Origin of the sequence: Lactobacillus melliventris (assembly GCF_042679465.1) — a bacterium.
In the GTDB taxonomy this organism is placed as follows: Bacteria; Bacillota; Bacilli; order Lactobacillales; family Lactobacillaceae; genus Lactobacillus; species Lactobacillus melliventris.
The window spans coordinates 21,951-39,727 of record NZ_JBHTMT010000004.1; the positions used below are offsets into that span (position 1 = coordinate 21,951).

Genomic DNA, 17,777 nt, shown 5'->3' on the forward strand with positions numbered 1-17,777 from the left:
TTTTACTCCTTGTTATTTTGACTATAATTTTTAGTAGTAATTGCGTTCATAAATTTATCTGCCAATGGATGAGATTTTTCCGTACTCAGTGCGGGCATCATAGAGGCAACAATAACTTGGAAAAATGGTATTACAGCCATAGAACACAAATCTTTAATCACCGGCTTGGTAATATTAATAACATTTTGCTCTTTTGGTTCACTGCCAAACGTGATCAAGTATCTTCTTGAAGTTACTACAGCTAGTTTTTCATAAATACTAGAAATTCGTGAGCTATGTTGCAGATTATCAATTAAAAACACCGTGTATTTTGGGCTTAACTGAATATCTGGTCCATGCATAAATTCTTCAACTTCATAATGCATCGTAGGAATTTTCAAAGTTTCTTGGAATTTAAGAGCAGCTTCTCTGGCAACACCCAGGTTCATATTATTACCGCAAATAAACGTTGGACCCATTTCAGCAAGCTCCAGGAAGTGCTCATTGACAAAATCAATTCCCTTATCTACTGTGCTAGACATAACATTAGCTAATTGGATAAATTCATCATCAGAGTTATGTTCACGATCACCTTTAATAGCAACTTCATTTGCAAAAAGGGCTAAATAAAGAATTAAGGTAGACAAACCAATAGTCACATAACCAACTGTTTCTACGCCTACACCATAATCAATTACGTAATCAGCATTACCAGCAGCCTGACTATGAACATTACCTGTCAATAAAATAGTTTGGTGGCTTAACTTTTTCATGTAATTCATCGCATGCAGAATATTGGTAGAAGCCCCACTTTGAGATATAAAGAATACGAATGTTTTGTTAAAATTAATTGGTTCTATCAGTTCAAACAATTCAGGGGTTATTACCGATACAGGACATCCTAAACGTTTAACCATATATGGTTGTGCCATTTTTGCAGCATTCATAGATGATCCAGACGCAACTATGATAACGCTTACAAAATTTTGATCACAAAAAAGTTTTACTAATGGTGTAACTAAACTTTCTTTATCATTAATGTTTTCTTTAACTTTTTGTGGTGACGCTTTAACATAATCAAGCATTTCCATCATATTCACTTCCAAACTAAAAATTTGAATAAAAAGCGGGATACACAAGTATCCCGTCTTTTTATCATACTAATATTCGAATTGACGATAATATCTTCTGTAGTTTTTATTATGCTTTGTATAAACTTGGTAGTGATTTGTTAATCTGTCTGTTAACAGAGAGTTAACAATCCATGGAATAACCAAATGTCTAAACTTATCATCAACACTTAAACTATATTCTTTTGTATCAATTACGTAATGCTCGGCGCCAATCTTCTCACAGAAACGTTGTACGCGAACGTCTTGCTTTCTAAATTCGTCTTCACCTTCGACAATGAAAACTGGTACACCTTTTTCAACCAGCTCCAGAGTACCATGGAAGAATTTTGCACTGGTAATTGGGCGTGTTCTTACCCATTGCATTTCTTCAAGCAGACATTCAGCGAATAATTCAGTTTCACCCCATAGAGCTCCTGAGCCTGTGAAAATAGTGTAAGGTGCTTTGTAGCATTTATGAGCAATCTCATCAGCCTTTGGTTCAAACTTCTTTCTGATGTCGAGTAAATCTTTAAAGACATTTTTCAGTTGATCAGCAAACTGAGGGTAGTCTGGAAAATCACCATGTTTATAAAGCAAGCTGTAAACTAACATAGCTTCTGCCATATAGTAGTTTTGTCCAGAACCGGTTGAGCCATTTACTTCAATTACAGTTGGTGCCATTCCACCTAATTCACCGCTCTTTTTAGTAAACGCAATTAGTCTAATATTATCTTTTATCAACCACTGTGCAGCTTCAATAATCTCTGGGGTATTACCACTGTCACTTGCAGTAATAACAATTGTATCTTTAGTCAAATCACGTGGATGAACTGCATTTAAGTCCGCAGCATTAATCACTTTAACAGGTAAATCTGACATTCTATTGACCGCATATGCAAACTGGTACAATTCAAACTCAGTTCCGCCTATTCCCATCAGATAGATATTTTTATATCCTTCTTGGGTTAGCTTATCAGCCAACTCTTCAATTTCTGACCTCTTGGAATAGACCATTTCGCCGTCTTTTAGATAGGCATCTGGGTTAAAATTAATTAGTTCTACTTTTTCTGTTTCCATTTTTTACCTCCCAAGTAAAAAAATAAGATAAACAAAATTGGATATTTAATAAGTCCGATTTCACTTTTAAGTGTACCAGTTTTTAGAAATAAATCAACACTTTTTTTAAATCGCTTTCAATTATTTTGGTAGAAAAAAACTAATCCAAAACTAGCTTTGAATTAGTCATTTACTTATTGATTTTTTCTCTTAATTTTTACTTTTAGCTTTAACATTTTTAACTAAGTGAATTTCCCTATCGAATAGGCTTTTCATTTTGTCACTAAAGTTGTGTGCAATGAAGACTACTGTAGCAGGGGTTGAAGTAACTTCATGCAAGATTTGCATTGTTGCTTCTTGATCAATGGCACTGGTTCCTTCATCAATCAAAAAAATTTCACTTTGATGGACTAAAGCTCGTACTAGAACAATCTTTTGTCTTTGACCACCAGAAATATTCAATTTGTTTAAATCAATTTTTTGTTCTAAGCCATCATCAAATTTGGCAATATCGCCAGCAAGTTGAACTTTTTCAACTAATTGTGGCAGTGTCTTTTTTAATCTATCGGAAAACATCGTCATGTTATCAGCAATAGTTACCGGAAAAAGCACAGGGTCTTGCGGAATATAGCCAATTTTACTCATATCTGGATTAATCCTTGCACCATCTTTATCTTTAAATATAATTTGCCCTGAGCTTGGTTTGATTTCTCCCAAGATGAGTTTAAACAACGTTGACTTACCAGCTCCAGAGTCTCCGGTTAATAATATCTTTTCTCCAGGTTTCACCTCCATATCTGGGAACGTTAAACTTTCACCATTGGGAAACTGTAAACTAAGATTAGATGTGCTAATCGCTGCTGGAGTCACAATTTTTTCAGTTTGAATTTTTCTTACTGGTTTTGCGGTTTTAACAATTTCTTTATTTAGAGATGCCGTTGCCTTCATTTGCCCATAAGAAGTTACTATAAACTGAATTCCTTGTTTCAAGTAGCTTAAGCAATTACCTACTGCGGTAATGACGCCAAACACTACTAATTTTTGCTGAAACAAATATCCGGCTAATAAAAATAAAATCAGTGAGAAAACCACAGACACTAAGCCGTTGATAACAGTTAATAATTGCATGACACCATTTTGCTTAACATTGGCATCTTCTAATTCTTTAGCTGCGCTACCTGTTACCCTAAATAGTTTTGCCCCACTAAAATAACGCTGTATTTCTGCAAGTCCATTTAGCCATTTTTCCAGACAATCAAGATATTTTTGGTTACTTTGAGAAATTCGAAGCATTGACTTTTGCAAGGGTTTCTCTAACAGCTTGGGTAAAAGTAAAGAAATTACCACCATTATTACAATAGTAACAAGCAAACTCCAATGCAATGAAATCAATAATATAACAGCAGAAACTATGATGACTACTCCGCCAATTAAACTAAAAAAAGGAGTGATATAATTTTGCTGACTTTGGACTACATCATTTGTTAGCCGATTTTGAACTTGTGCCACTGTGTGATCTTTTTGATCTTCATAAAAGTGATTAACGGTTTTCGCTCTGATGGCGATATTATACTGTTCTTCCTGACAAGACAAAAGGTAGTTTGTCAGACCTTGCATTAAATAATCTGCCATTACACATACAAAACTACATAAAATAGTAATTAAAAAGATTTTAAAATTGCCCTGTTGAATTGCCGTAGTTTCTATAATACTGAATACTGTGCCAATAATTAGCAGAGCATAAAAACTAATATTGATTAATAGTAAAACAATAAAACGCAAAGGATTGGTTTTGTAAAATTCTTTAATTGTCATTTTTACTACCCAGCTTTTTGTTTGATTTTAAATGGATCTGATAATCAAACATACCTTTTAGTTCAGGACTAAAGTTATGTGCAATCATCAAAACTGTTTTATCAGTATCGAGCAAGTTACCAATAATTTCATTGGTAGTTTTACTGTCAATGGCGCTAGTTGCCTCATCAAGTAACAGAAATGGTTCTTCATGAATTTCAGCCCTGGCTAAAACCACTTTTTGTCTTTGCCCACCTGATAAATTGCCTTGATCTAAATCAACTGTTGTATTAATTTGTTTTGGAAACTTGGCTAAATCCGGCACTAACTGAACTCTTTGTGTAACTTCTTTTAGTTTGCCAGTCAATTTGCGGTTAAACATTGTAATATTATTAGCAATAGTATCAGGAAAAAGCGTTGCATCCTGAGCTACATAACCCAGTTGAGCTTTTTGAGGTGATATTTTGGTGCCGTCTTTAGCAGTGAAATATACTTCACCTGTTTCGGGTTTAAGTTGCCCCAATAAAACTTTGAATAAAGTCGATTTACCTGTACCTGAGTCACCTGAAAGTAAGACTTTATCACCTTTGTTGATCGTAAAATCAGGATAGGATATACTTTCACCATTTTGATATTGTACCTTCAAATTATGACATTCAACGCCATAAACAACTGTTTCAGGCTTCTTTTCAGGTATATCATTTGTCAAATTAGCTATTTCCTGACGCAACTTTTTGGTAGATCTCATCTGCGTCATTGCGCTAATAACTGACCAGAGACCATTAAAAATTGTCGAAGCAAAGCTGCCCGCTATAAACCAATCACCTAAGGTGATAATATGTGCAAAAAATAGCAGCCCACTCCATAAACTTGCACCAATTTGACCAATAGCATTACCCAAGCCATTAATACTAATAGAAATTCCTTGGATTTTTCTTCTATTAACATTGGCTGCTGCCAGTTTTCTGCTATCTTGACCAAGTGCTCTGTCCAAGCGAGCGCCTGCACTATAACGACGCAATTCACTCAAACCAGAAAACCAATTTTCAATTGTATTTAAAAATTCGGCATTTTTCTTTGACGCTTCAGCTGTTGAGCTCGATAACTTTTTAGTCATTACTTTTGGTAATGTCAGCACAATGACCGCTGCTATGGCAACGAATAAAATTAATGACCAGTGAAGTGTAAGCAATGTACCTATTGCCATAATTATACTTAACAAATTAGTCCAGACCTGTATCCAGGGAGTGGCGTAATCATCAGTTAAAATTTTGAGATTGTTGTTCAACTGGTTTTGAATATTTGAAACTTTATAAGTATTTGACTGATAATAATGGCGCATGAGTTCTGCACGAATATTATGCAAGCATTCTTGAATTTGTTTATTAAATAAAAATGTTCCTACTGGTAAAAGCAAAACGGAAAAGATTGATATGACAAAATCAACAACCAGCCAAAACACAAATCTGTCCCAATGCCCCTTTGTTAAATCATTAATTGCATATTTAAAAAGATATGTTCCTAGTGTTCCACAAATGGCATAACCTAAGAAAACGATTAGAATAAACACACTACGGGGAATATTGGTTTTCAAAAGTTCTTTCAGTGACATAACCCTTTGATCCTTTCATTTTAAGTATGTTTTTATTAAACTTTAATTTTATTTCAAAATCAATAGAATTTTACTAAGAGGTTAATAAAGTAAACTAAGTGGTAATTCTTTCAAACTAAAAGATCTGCCTTATTTCAAGCAGATCTTCTATCTTTTTTAACCTATTAATGTTTATCTTTTTCATAGCGGGTGTTAAACAATGGACTAAGAGGCTCGTGTTTTTGAATACATTTAATTGCATCCCCAATAAGCGGGCCAACCGAAACTAGAAGAGTTTTTTCCAGTTTCTTTTCTACAGGTTGATTAATAGAGTCAGTTAGCACCAAATTTTTAATCGGAGAATCGTTTAACCTTTGAATAGCGGGTCCTGATAAAACCGCATGTGTAGCACTGGCATAAACTTCGGTAGCTCCAGCATCTATTAAAGCCTGAGCAGCAAGCGTGATAGTTCCTGCAGTATCAATCATGTCATCAATAATGATAGCGCGTTTACCTTTAACGTTACCAATAATATTCATTACTTCTGAAACATTGGCTCGTGGACGTCGTTTATCGACAATTGCAATTGGTGTCTTTAAAAACTCGGCTAACTTGCGGGCACGAGTTACACCACCATGGTCAGGTGAAACTACCACGGCATCTTTTTGCAAATTATTTCTTAAAAAGTAATCAGCAAGTAAAGGTGCACCCATTAAATTGTCAACTGGGATATCAAAGAATCCTTGAATTTGTGGGGCGTGAAGATCAAGTGACAAAACTCTAGTTGCACCAGCTTCTTGCAACATATCAGCTACTAGTTTAGCAGTGATTGGCTCACGGGGTCTTGTTTTACGATCTTGACGAGCATAACCATAGTAAGGAATTACAATATTAATCGTCTGTGCACTGGCACGGCGCACAGCGTCAATCATGATTAGCAACTCCATTAAGTTATCATTAACCGGCACACTGGTTGACTGAATTAAATATACATCTTTGCCCCGGACAGATTCATCAATATTAATTTGAATTTCGCCATCACTAAAGCGTTGAACGCTGGACTTACTTAGGGGCACTCCCACACGTTCCGCAATTTTTTGGGCCAGCGGAACGTTTGAATTAAGGGCAAACAACATCATATTGTCTTTATAAGACATAATTTCCTCCGTATTAAAATTGTTAACAACTTATTATTTTACCAAAAGTTGTCTGAAAAAGTTACTTCCTATATTATTATTCAACTTTAATGAATGACATTCAAGCCTTGAATACTAGATTAAACCGTAAAATAGGACTTTTTAACAAAATAATTCATAATTTATCACAGAAAAACCTTTCAGTTGGTTTAAATACCATCTGAAAGGTTAGCCAAAATTATTCGTAGCCAAACATTTTATTCTCCCTGTAATACACGGCTAACATTGCCATGATATCTTGTGAGCAACTTGCCAGCTGCATTTTTATCTTTTTTAGTTTTTGCCATTATTATCGCTAAGTCAACTTTGTTATCGGCTTGTTTTAAGTAAACTAAAGCCTCCTCAGTGGTAACACTTGTAGTCTCACTTATAATGCGACAGGCACGGTCAACCAACTTCGCATTAGTCGGTTGCACATCAATCATCACATTTTGGTAAACTTTGCCTTGTTTGATCATTACACCGGTTGAAATCATATTTAAAATCATTTTTTGTGCTGTACCGGCTTTCATGCGTGTTGAACCTGTGACGACTTCAGGTCCAACTACTGCCTCAATCGCAATCTCAGCTGCTTGACCAATAACTGAGTTTGGCACACAAGCTACTGCAATGGTTAAGGCACCCTTTTTCTTGGCATATTCCAGTCCGCCAACAACATAAGGTGTGCGACCGCTAGCAGCTAATCCAATAACCACGTCATTAGCAGCTATTTTTATCTTGTTTAAATCAGTGCTGCCCAGTACAGTAGAATCTTCTGCACCTTCTACGGCAGAAAACATTGCACCTTTACCACCGGCAATTAAGCCAACTGCTCTCTCCGGTTTAATACCATACGTAGGCACTAATTCTGCAGCGTCCAGTACGCCTAAACGGCCACTGGTGCCAGCACCCATATATACTAAGCGGCCACCTTGCGCATATCTTTTTGCAGCTTCATCAATCGCAAGTGCAATTTGCTTTTCTGCAAGTGCAACAGCTTGAGCTACCTTTTGATCTTCTGCATTAATCGTCTTTACCATATCAAGTGTGGACATGGTATCAATGTGAGTCGTAGCTGGATTACGAGTTTCAGTCACTAAATTTTTTATTTCCATATTATTCCTAACTTATTTTTTAATTGACATAGTTAAATCTTATTCTGGAAATAGTTCATTAATGCGGCTTTGATCAACACCAAAGAACCAAGTACAAATGAAACCACCTAAATATGCGATTAACATGGCAATCACAAATTGTAACTGCTGTCCTGGTTGAATTATTAGTAAACCAAAAATTCCTGAAACTCCCTGAGAAACAGTCCCTAAATGAAAGAGTGAGGCTGCTATACCGCCAAAGCCGGCACCTAAACAGGCAGTAACAAAGGACCTGCCTAATGGAAGTGTGACAGCGTACATTAAAGGTTCGCCAACACCTAAAATCGCAACTGGAATTGAACTCATGACCAGTTTCTTAAACCGTTTGTTTTTACTCTTGAAGTATAAAGCAAATCCAGCTCCAACTTGACCGCCACCGGCCATTGTTAAAATGGGTAATAAATAGTTAATTCCGTGAGTAGGTCCAGTAGGATCATTCAACATAACATGGATAGGAGTTAGAGCTTGATGCAATCCTACAGAAACCAAGCCTAAGAATGTTGAGGATAACAGATAACCACCGATCCAGCTTAATTTGGTATATAAGAAATCAAGGACTACATAAATAATATTTGTTAGCCAATTTCCGACAGGCTGCAGGAAAACTACTGAAATCAAGCAGCAGAAAATCAGTGTCAAAATCGGAGTGAAAAATGTATCGAATATATTAGGCATCCATGTTCTAATCCATCTTTCCGTCAGTGCGATAAATATACCCATAAATAAAGCGGTCAGTAAGCCACCGACACCCGTAACATAAGGTTTATTTGTGAAGGGCATAGAAATTGCAAGCGAAGCTAAAGGGAATGTTGGTAAACCTAGACTTAAACAGAAGATACCGCCAATACCGCCAAGGATTGGACTACCTTTAAATTCTTTGGCGGCGTACATCCCTACAAATACTGGTAAAAAGGCAAATAGACCCCAGCCAATCGTTTTAATAGCCATGTACCACCAGTCATTAGCAAATGCACTGCCAGTTTGGTAATCAATAACATTAGTAATACCATTTACCAGTCCTGCGGCAATAATACCTGGTAAGAGCGGTACAAAGACATTAGCAATATGATGTAACCCTCTTTGGAGTGGCTTGTCGTGCTTAGCCTTTTGGACAGCTTTATTTTCTTGCGCTTGTTTTTTAACCTCTGCTAAATCACTGTTACCATTTTCAGTAGTGAGGTTGATATCAGCTAAATTAGCCATTATTTGAGCTACTTTCGTAACTTTTCCGGGTCCTAAAACAATTTGCAGCGTTTCTGATTGCACAACTCCTAAAACACCAGCGACTTTTTTCAAAGCATCAATATTAACTAGTGAATTATCTTTGACAGTTAAGCGCAGCCTTGTCATACAAGAAACAATTTCACTTATATTTGATTTTCCACCGACTAATTCTAATATTTCTTGTGCTAAATCTTGATCAGATTTTTTTGTCATTTTGCTCACCTCACTAGTTCATTTCATCCAAAGCCCAATTATAGGCATTTGGTGCAGCTTTGGCCCAATAAGTCCAGTTGTGATTATCGCCACTGTCTTTAATATATTTAACGCTGATATTGTTACTTTGCAATTTTTTCACAAAGCGATTAACATCTTTTACCGGCACAGTAGTATCTGATGAAGTGGTTTCGACAAAAAACTTGCTTTTGGCTGATTGATCACCCAGATAATTTGTCGGGAATAAAGACTGGTAAACTTTATCCGACCAGCTCTTTTTTCCATCAGTAAACGCGTGCATGCTCATTTTAATAGGGTTAGTGTTAGGCAGGTTATACCACACTGAAGGTGAAATCAAAACCGCCTTACCAAACAAGTTAGGATATTTCAAAACAAATCTAGCTGCTCCATAGCCGCCCATTGAAATCCCACCAATTGCCGTGTGATCAGGATCTGTTTTAGTTTTATAAAGTTTATTAATTGTCGGCACCATGTCGTGAACGATGGCATCTTCCATTGGCAAACCGTCTTTTTGATTAACATAAAAACTGTTAAACCCATCTACAAAAACCACTATCATTTTTTTGTTCTTGCGGTGGATTAACCCATCCAAGATCTGTTGAGAATTAAACCTTTCAAGTAAGTTCCTGTGATTGCCGTTTACACCGTGCAGCATGTATAAAACAGGATATCTTTTATTGCCACTAGGGTCATAACCCGCTGGCAGATAGACATCATAATTCCAGTCCAAGTGCATTTTTTTGGAATACATCGTAGTAGTAACTACTTGACTCTGATTTGGCTTGACAGCAGGATTAGCTGCCTTCTTTTTACTGCCACAACCAGCTAAGAAGAAAACAATCGGAAGTAGCGTTAAAATGGCTAATCCGCATTTTTTAATTTTCATTTTCGACTCCTTTAATAAAATTACAGAAAAATAATTTTAAGTGAATATTTTTATGTCCTTCGATAAAATTTTTACTCAGAACAATGTCAGCACAAAGTAAGTATAGTATTAATTATACCAATTATCAATATTATAAACTTATTATCTAAATTTTAAGCCATAATTGTACTATACCAATTTTTTGATTAATAGATTGCTTTACCAAATATTTTAGCTGGAAAAGCAAGGCATACCTGCTAGCAGGCTTTTTAATTTTACACAAATAATCCCTAGTCTTTTTTCAGTTCCACAAAATGAATTTTTTGGCCTGCACCAATTTGATTCAAAAGCGGTAAGTCTTGAGGCACGACATGTCCTAAAACGTTAACTTTCTTATCTGCTGGTAAATCACGCTTAGTTATTTGTAACTCACCCTGATAACGCAGATATAATTTGTTATCACAGGTAATTGTTCCTTGAGGACGTGAACTTACTTTTGTCTCTGGTTCTATGTTAAAAAGTTGGCGGCTACGCCCCTCCGTCAATCTAATCACATCTCGCGCCACATCCAGACGATTACTCCATTCATAATTGAATAATTCAGGCAGGTTCCCATCAACGTGAAGTGTAATAGTCTGCTGTTTAGTATAATTTTTAAAACAGTTAATCATGTCTGGAGTTAAAGAGGGATCCCCGATAAAAATATGGTCGCAACCAAGCTGTTTTAATTCCAATGTGGCAGCTAAAGGATTCTCACCCCTTTGTTTTTCAAGAGTTGGCAGTCCAGCATGAATAGGTCCACGCAGAACATCATCGCCCGCAACAAACGCCATAGTTTCCAAATTCATTTGGTGTAACCAATTATTTTTTTGTTCCAACCAATTTGCATCTAAGCCGGTTTCCGGACGAGGATAAAAGTTATGCCAAGCTTGTAAATTTTCAAAACTGGCGCCGTGTTCTCGTAAAGCTGTGATGTCATCTTTATTTATAGTGCTGGCATTCAAAGCAATTGGCATTTTCTGCGAAAGTTTAGCTATAGTAGCTGTGGATACACCGTCATCTACTCTTAGTCCAGTTAATCCCAGACTTTCAACCAGCTTTTCGTTATCTAGTGCAATACCTAATTGCTCTAATCCCTTCTCAGAAACGTCAGCAATGATATCTGTTTCTAAATTCTGGCACCACTTGGTTAATTCAGCTAATCTTTTCAAAACAACTTTTTGATCATCTTCTGGTATGTGCAATGAAGTAAAAACAGTAGTTAAACCAGCATTACGCATCGCTAGCAAATAATTATAGTCATCAGCCGTAAAATCGCGGTTGAGATACATTGAAAAACCTAGCATAGTATTCTAATTCTCTTCCTTTATATGAAATCACTTACATGTACAATTATACTATTTTATTCTTAAAAAATTGCACAATAAAAAGCCATGAGCAATTGCTCATGGCTTTAATAATTAAATTAACTTAGTTAGATTCTCGTAATATAAATGTACTCCAAGGCGCAATGCCTTTCAACAAGTCCAAATCATCTGGACAGATATGACCAACAAGATTACGTCTGCCGTCATTTGCAAATGGAGTTAAAACAATTTGTAATTCTCCCTTGTAGCGTGGATATTTATCATTGACAACAACTATATCTCCTCTTTCAAAAGAGGCTTTATCGTTATTATGTGCAGGAATATCTTCTTTAGCATAAACGACACGGGGTTGGGTATCACGCAACAAAAATTCCGAAGCATCACCGCGATACAAATGCGGCTTTTTAAGACAAATTGTCTTCTCAATTGGCAAAATATCTTGTTCAAATTCACTTCCTAGAACAGGAAATGGACTGTTAAAAGCTTTTGCAGCAGCAGCTAGTTCATCTTCACTAGCAAACGCATTGCCAAAAATAATATCATCAATTTTTTTACTCAAGCGCAAATGTGTTACTTGACTAAAAATGTCTCTTTGACGATCGCTTTCCATTGTTGGTAAGCCTTCGTGAACAGGCCACGGACCGAATTGAGCATTTTTAGATGAAATAAACGCAGCGGTATGTAAACCATAGTCACGATACTTTTGTGAATATTCATTAAAAATTTTCTCACTTAATCCCGTGTATTCTTGAGGATAAAAGTTATGACAACCAATTAGATTATCAATCTCTGGATCATAAGCCATAATACTATCCAAATAATTGGTACCACGACTCATATTAAGTTCTATTTTTAACCCATATTGATTATGAGTCATGGCGGCTTCTTCCATACCGCTGAAGCCTTCATCCAATCTTAAGCCCCAAACGCCTAAGTCATGGAAAAAGACTAAATCATTATAGTCAATTTTTAATTCTTTAAATAAAACGGGATTAATATCAACTAGGGTTTTAAACCCTAAATCATTTGCATAAGCAACGTCTTTTTTTAACTTGGCAAGTAAATCTTCACCGCTGGCACTCTTTAATTGCAAGAGTGAAGAAAAAATTCTGCTGTAGCCATACTTGTGAGCTAAATCCATATATTCTTTATCCTGCTCAAATGTACTTTGTTCGGGATAAAGGGAAATACCTAACTGTTTCATAAAATTATTGCTCCTTAAACTTTATTAACTTTTTCAGGATCCATGTTATTAGATGCAATAACGAATGGTACATAGATTAGGAAGCCAACAACCATATTAACAATTTGTAAGATAACTGAACGCCAGTCAATCGTAGCGATTATTGCGTTAAGAAATGGCGGCATTGCCCAAGTAGTCTGTACTGCAACCGGACTTACCCAGCCGAGACTTAGAACACCGTAAGCAATTGATACCATAACTAATGGAGCAAGAATGAATGGAATAATGTAAATTGGGTTCAAAACAATTGGCATACCAAACATCATAGGCTCGTTAATGTTGAAGATTCCAGGTACAAGAGAAACCTTAGCAACAGCACGTTCATCTTCACGTTTTGAAAAGGCAAGAACAGCTAGGATAAGTAACAGTGTTGAACCTGCACCACCAATCCAAACGTAAAGGTCGAAGTCGCTTCTAGTCCACATATATGGTAAAGCTTTTTGCATCTTGTGGGCATTAACGTTAGCGATTAATGCTGTTGTCCAAATACTTTCAGTAACTGGAGCAAGAACATTGGTACCATGAATACCAAAGAACCAGAACAGTTGTACTAAGAATACAATTAATAATAATGAACCATAGCCTTGACCCATCTTCATTAATGGCTCTTGAATTGTTTGAGCAATTAGGTCAATAACCGTAGTGTTCTTTAAACTAAATAGATAATCAATAATACCGACAACGAACAAACCAGCAGTTGCTGGAATAATACCAGTAAAAGCATTAGAAACTGCAGGTGGCACACTTTCAGGCATCTTAATAGTAATATGTCTCTTAACTAAAGCAATATAAACTGCAACTGAAATGGCACCCATAATCATTATGGTAAAGAAGCCGTAAGCACCAAAGTACTTGTTAAAGTTAAACCAGCCCCAGGCACTAACATTTTTACCGACAACAGCTGTACCAGCATCAGTTAAGGTCTTTATATCACCTTTAGTAAGAGCATTTTTCAAATCAACTGAAAAGCTCTGAGGCAAGCTCATAATAAATGTGCCTAGTGTAAGAAGACCACCCGCAATTGGTTCAACTTTATACTGTACACACATCTGATAACCAAAGGTAAAGGCAAACAGCAAGCCCAAAATAGCAGTTGATCCTGTCCAGACCATTGCATTGATACTGATCAGCCATTGCATTGAGTTAACAACACCCATCCAGCCTAAGTTGGTGGGAACATCTCTAAAAATGGCATTCAATACACTAGCAACAGAACCAGCTAACATTATTGGCATTATCGAAATAAAGGCATCACGTAAAGCCACAAGCCAGCGAATTGAACCAATCTTGGCTGCAACAGGTACTAGATGCTTATTTAGCCAATTAATTATAGCATTCATAATATTTCCTCCTACTAATATTTCACTACAATTGTATTATAGCACATTAAATGGAAACGTTTTACTATAAATCGGTGAAAAATGTTGTGGCAGTAAGGCTTAGAGCTTTGGTATAAACCAAATTAGTCTTGTATTTCAATATATTTATAGCTTTTGAATATAAATGGTATATACCATATTTTTCTTCAAAAAATTTTTAACTTTTTTCTTTATGCAATTAAAAAAGAAATTATTAAATTTATATTGTATCCAACCATGAGCTTCATATATCATGTTCACAAATTCTTAGTTACACCTTGTCCTTGTATGGTCGGTATGTCTCATGTTTGGTTGAATATTCCACTATACTTTTTATCTTGTTATCAGAAAAAGCTATTAGAGAAACACCGTCAAAACAATATTCTTGCTTTTCTTTAGCATCAAAAAACCAAGTAACTACAAACTGGTTAGAGGAAGTATAAGCCATGCTCAAAATATCCCATTTTAAAACTGTCTGCTCTTTAGACTTTGAATTGATATAGGCTTTTAGCTCATTTAATCCCTCATAAGTAGCACCATAACATTCACGGTAATAGACATCTTGGCTAAACCAGTTATCAAGTCTACTAAAATCGCTTTCTAGCCATGAATTAAAATATTCTCTAATAATCTTTTCCTCAGCGAAAAGTTGCTCAGTTGTGTGCATCATTTTGCCTCCTGCCAGTTTTCATTTTGACTTTCAGAATCTATCAATATTATAAGCTTAAAGTTAAAGAGCTTTATAGCGAACTATTTCGGATAAATAAGTTTAATATTCTTTTGTTTAAAGTACTCTAACCATTCTACACTTGGTTTTTTATCTGTAATCACATTACTTAATTTTGAAGCATCAATCAAATGAACGAAACCTTTTTTATCAAACTTCGTTGAATCCACTAGCAAATAAACTTCACTTGCTTGTTTAATCATTATTTTTTTGATTATAGCTTCAGAATCAGTTGAGTCTGTTACCCCTTGCTCCATATCTAAACCTTTACAGCTAATTAAGGCTACATCGACATTATAGTTTTGCAAAGTCCGCTCAGCTATCGCACCATGAAAAGAAATACTGTGTCGATCTAATATTCCTCCTGAGCAAATAAAGTTTGCACTTCCCGTATATAGTTGTCTTGGAACTTCAGCGGAATTAGAAACTACAGTTAAATCAGAGTCACGTAAATATTTCACTGCATTAACAACAGTAGTACTTGAATCAGCAAATATACTATTGCAATTAACTAAAAGTGGTATCACTTGCAGAGCAATTTTATCCTTACCATCTTTATTCTTAGATAAACGCCGATAAAATGGAACTGCAAAATCAACCTTTGCTTCATTAAGTACCGCTCCTCCGTAAGTACGATTAATGAAGCCCTCAGATTCTAATTGGTTTAAATCCCTTCTAATAGTCTGATTGGTAACATTAAACTTATCACTTAATTCTGAAATATTCACAGTGTGATTGTTCATTAATTCTTTTTTTATAAGTTCTATTCGTTCCATATTAGTTCCCACTTCCGCCGTTCTATAAGACTATTCTAGCAAATGTTTAATTCATATAATATGAAATTGTTTCACATTTTTTTAAAAGACAAAATAAGACCAAGTTTTTCAACCTGGTCTATTTTATATAATTCTGACAATAAAATAAATTTTAAAATATAACTTAATAGTTTTCCAGCCTTAAGTCAGCTTTATTTTGAGAGCCCAGAACATGAATCTTATGAACTGCTTCATCTTTTATAGCTTCACGTACATACTTTTGAACTTCTAGATAAAGTTGGTCACTATGAGCGTTAGCAGCTTTCATTGCAGCAATACCCAGATCAGTATGAATGTTAACTTTACAAATTCCCATTGATACAGCTTTAGATACCTGTTCATCAGGAATTCCAGAAGCACCGTGTAAAACCAATGGTACAGGAACTGCCTTAGCTACTTTTTCCAAAACCTCAAAATTAAGATGAGGAGTAGAAGTATAGACACCGTGTACCTGACCAATAGCTACAGCTAATGAGTCACAATGAGTTTTATCCACAAATTCTTTAGCTACTGAAGGATCGGTATACTGATAATCTTCCATTGCTTTTTCATACTTATTAGGATCAGCTACGTGACCAAGTTCAGCTTCGACACCAACATTTAATGGATGAAAGTAATCTACTACTTTTTTAGTTTCAGCAATATTTTCTTCAAATGGTAATTTCGAAGCATCCCTCATGACAGAATTCATTCCGTAATCATAACCATTTTTTACAATATCAAAACTGCGACCGTGATCCCAGTGAGTTATTACAGGCAGTGTGGAATGTTTAGCCATTGAAACCATCATTCCAGCATATTCCTCAAATATTGTATTGTGAATAAAACCAGTACCAAAGGATATAATCACCGGAGAGTTTTCTTGTTCACTGGCATCCATGACCCCTTCAAGCATTTCGACATTCCAAACGTTAAAATGTGGAATAGCAAAATGATGTTTCTGTGCAATTTTTTCCCAATATCTAATATCTGCTAGCATACCAAATTATCTCCAATCTTAATCATCATAGTCATAATGAAATACTACTTTGATGGCCGATTTATCTGCCATAGCATCAAAGCCTTTTTGCCATTCCGATAGTCCAAATCTATGAGTAATCATTGATTCAACGTCAATTTTGTGAGCTGCCAGCAGCTTAATTGTACGACGCCAAGTAGATGAACTGTATGCCTGGTGGCCCTTAATATCAATATTCCATTCAGTAATACGATTGATTGGAAAGTTAAATGGCTGGTAACCCATGCCGACACGTACGATCGTAGCATTTGGACGTACCATCTCAATTGCTTGGTGTAATGCGACCATAGCGCCTGAACATTCAATAACAGTGCCTAGATTATCTTCGCCTATAATCTCTTTGCAGCGGCTTACAACATCTTCTTTAGAGCCGTTAATACAATCTGTTGCACCCAATTTCTTAGCGACATCAAATCTATATTTTGTATCTGCATCAAGACCAACCATTACAATCTTCAATGCTCCCATTAATTTTGCAATTTGAACTGAAAATAATCCCAATGGTCCTGTACCAAATATCACTACATCATCGCCAGGTTTTAAGCCAGATTGCTCTGCAACAGCTTTATATGCATTACTAATAGGATCAAGACAACTTGCTTCTTCATATTTGACACCATCAGGAATCTTCCACAATGCGTGTTTGTGAATACGCAGTATTTCACCGGGAACTAAACAGTATTTAGTGTAGCCACCACCCCAATGATTATTATCTAAACCTAAATTGACCTTATGTAGGCAAAGGAGAAAGTCACCATCATCACAGGCTGGACATACACCACAAACATGGCCTGTATTGTCAGAAACTACTCTGTCGCCTACTTTCCAATCTGTTACCTTGTCGCCAACTTTAACAATATCACCAGCAAATTCATGGCCACGAATAGAGTTAAATTCTTTTGAACCATTATCAACTTTATAGTGCTTCATATCCGCACCACAAATAGTGGCAGCTTTAATTTCTACTAAGACATCCTCTGGACCAACTTCTGGCACAGGAACATCAATCATCTTATAACCGCCGAATTCTTTACCATAACGAGCTAAAGCTTTCATTTTAATATC

15 protein-coding genes are annotated in these 17,777 nt (G+C 35.9%); all 15 read right to left on the minus strand.

Annotation, left to right across the window (positions count from 1 at the left end):
- Nucleotides 1–2 precede the first annotated feature (2 nt).
- Nucleotides 3–1,070 (minus strand): SIS domain-containing protein, encoded by a 1,068-nt coding sequence (locus ACFQ32_RS05370; protein WP_046325430.1) that lies wholly within the window; start codon nucleotides 1,068–1,070, stop codon nucleotides 3–5.
- A 69-nt stretch (nucleotides 1,071–1,139) separates the two neighbouring features.
- Nucleotides 1,140–2,168 carry an SIS domain-containing protein gene (locus ACFQ32_RS05375; RefSeq protein ID WP_046325431.1) on the minus strand — a complete coding sequence of 343 codons (1,029 nt, stop codon included), beginning with the start codon at nucleotides 2,166–2,168 and terminating at the stop codon, nucleotides 1,140–1,142.
- A 189-nt stretch (nucleotides 2,169–2,357) separates the two neighbouring features.
- Nucleotides 2,358–3,962: an ATP-binding cassette domain-containing protein gene (locus ACFQ32_RS05380; RefSeq protein ID WP_046325433.1), complete on the minus strand. Its 1,605-nt coding sequence runs from the start codon at nucleotides 3,960–3,962 to the stop codon at nucleotides 2,358–2,360.
- Nucleotides 3,952–5,553, minus strand: coding sequence for an ATP-binding cassette domain-containing protein (locus ACFQ32_RS05385; protein ID WP_046325434.1), 1,602 nt, complete (start codon nucleotides 5,551–5,553; stop codon nucleotides 3,952–3,954). Before ACFQ32_RS05385 ends, ACFQ32_RS05380 begins: the two co-directional genes overlap by 11 nt.
- 164 nt (nucleotides 5,554–5,717) lie before the next feature.
- Complete coding sequence (locus tag ACFQ32_RS05390) at nucleotides 5,718–6,689, minus strand: ribose-phosphate diphosphokinase (RefSeq protein ID WP_046325435.1); 972 nt, start codon at nucleotides 6,687–6,689, stop codon at nucleotides 5,718–5,720.
- A gap of 236 nt (nucleotides 6,690–6,925) precedes the next feature.
- Nucleotides 6,926–7,822 carry an N-acetylmuramic acid 6-phosphate etherase gene (murQ, locus tag ACFQ32_RS05395; protein WP_046325436.1) on the minus strand — a complete coding sequence of 299 codons (897 nt, stop codon included), beginning with the start codon at nucleotides 7,820–7,822 and terminating at the stop codon, nucleotides 6,926–6,928.
- Between the two features lie 39 nt (nucleotides 7,823–7,861).
- Nucleotides 7,862–9,298, minus strand: a complete 1,437-nt coding sequence (locus tag ACFQ32_RS05400; RefSeq protein WP_046325437.1) for a PTS transporter subunit EIIC — start codon at nucleotides 9,296–9,298, stop codon at nucleotides 7,862–7,864.
- A gap of 13 nt (nucleotides 9,299–9,311) precedes the next feature.
- A complete protein-coding gene (locus tag ACFQ32_RS05405; protein WP_046325438.1) occupies nucleotides 9,312–10,205 on the minus strand; it encodes an alpha/beta hydrolase in 894 nt (297 codons plus the stop codon).
- Nucleotides 10,206–10,474: 269 nt separating this feature from the next.
- A complete protein-coding gene (locus tag ACFQ32_RS05410; RefSeq protein WP_046325439.1) occupies nucleotides 10,475–11,530 on the minus strand; it encodes a DUF871 domain-containing protein in 1,056 nt (351 codons plus the stop codon).
- Between the two features lie 124 nt (nucleotides 11,531–11,654).
- The gene (locus ACFQ32_RS05415) at nucleotides 11,655–12,755 is read right to left on the minus strand and encodes a DUF871 domain-containing protein (RefSeq protein WP_046325440.1); all 1,101 of its coding nucleotides are present in this window, start codon (nucleotides 12,753–12,755) and stop codon (nucleotides 11,655–11,657) included.
- Between the two features lie 14 nt (nucleotides 12,756–12,769).
- A complete protein-coding gene (locus ACFQ32_RS05420) occupies nucleotides 12,770–14,134 on the minus strand; it encodes a PTS sugar transporter subunit IIC (protein WP_046325441.1) in 1,365 nt (454 codons plus the stop codon).
- Between the two features lie 289 nt (nucleotides 14,135–14,423).
- The gene (locus ACFQ32_RS05425; RefSeq protein ID WP_232352207.1) at nucleotides 14,424–14,822 is read right to left on the minus strand and encodes a nuclear transport factor 2 family protein; all 399 of its coding nucleotides are present in this window, start codon (nucleotides 14,820–14,822) and stop codon (nucleotides 14,424–14,426) included.
- Nucleotides 14,823–14,902: 80 nt separating this feature from the next.
- On the minus strand, nucleotides 14,903–15,655 hold the full coding sequence (locus tag ACFQ32_RS05430; protein ID WP_046325443.1) for a DeoR/GlpR family DNA-binding transcription regulator: 753 nt from the start codon (nucleotides 15,653–15,655) through the stop codon (nucleotides 14,903–14,905).
- A 163-nt stretch (nucleotides 15,656–15,818) separates the two neighbouring features.
- Nucleotides 15,819–16,673 (minus strand): class II fructose-bisphosphate aldolase, encoded by an 855-nt coding sequence (locus ACFQ32_RS05435; RefSeq protein ID WP_046325444.1) that lies wholly within the window; start codon nucleotides 16,671–16,673, stop codon nucleotides 15,819–15,821.
- An 18-nt stretch (nucleotides 16,674–16,691) separates the two neighbouring features.
- The gene (locus ACFQ32_RS05440) at nucleotides 16,692–17,768 is read right to left on the minus strand and encodes a zinc-binding dehydrogenase (RefSeq protein WP_046325445.1); all 1,077 of its coding nucleotides are present in this window, start codon (nucleotides 17,766–17,768) and stop codon (nucleotides 16,692–16,694) included.
- Nucleotides 17,769–17,777: the final 9 nt, after the last annotated feature.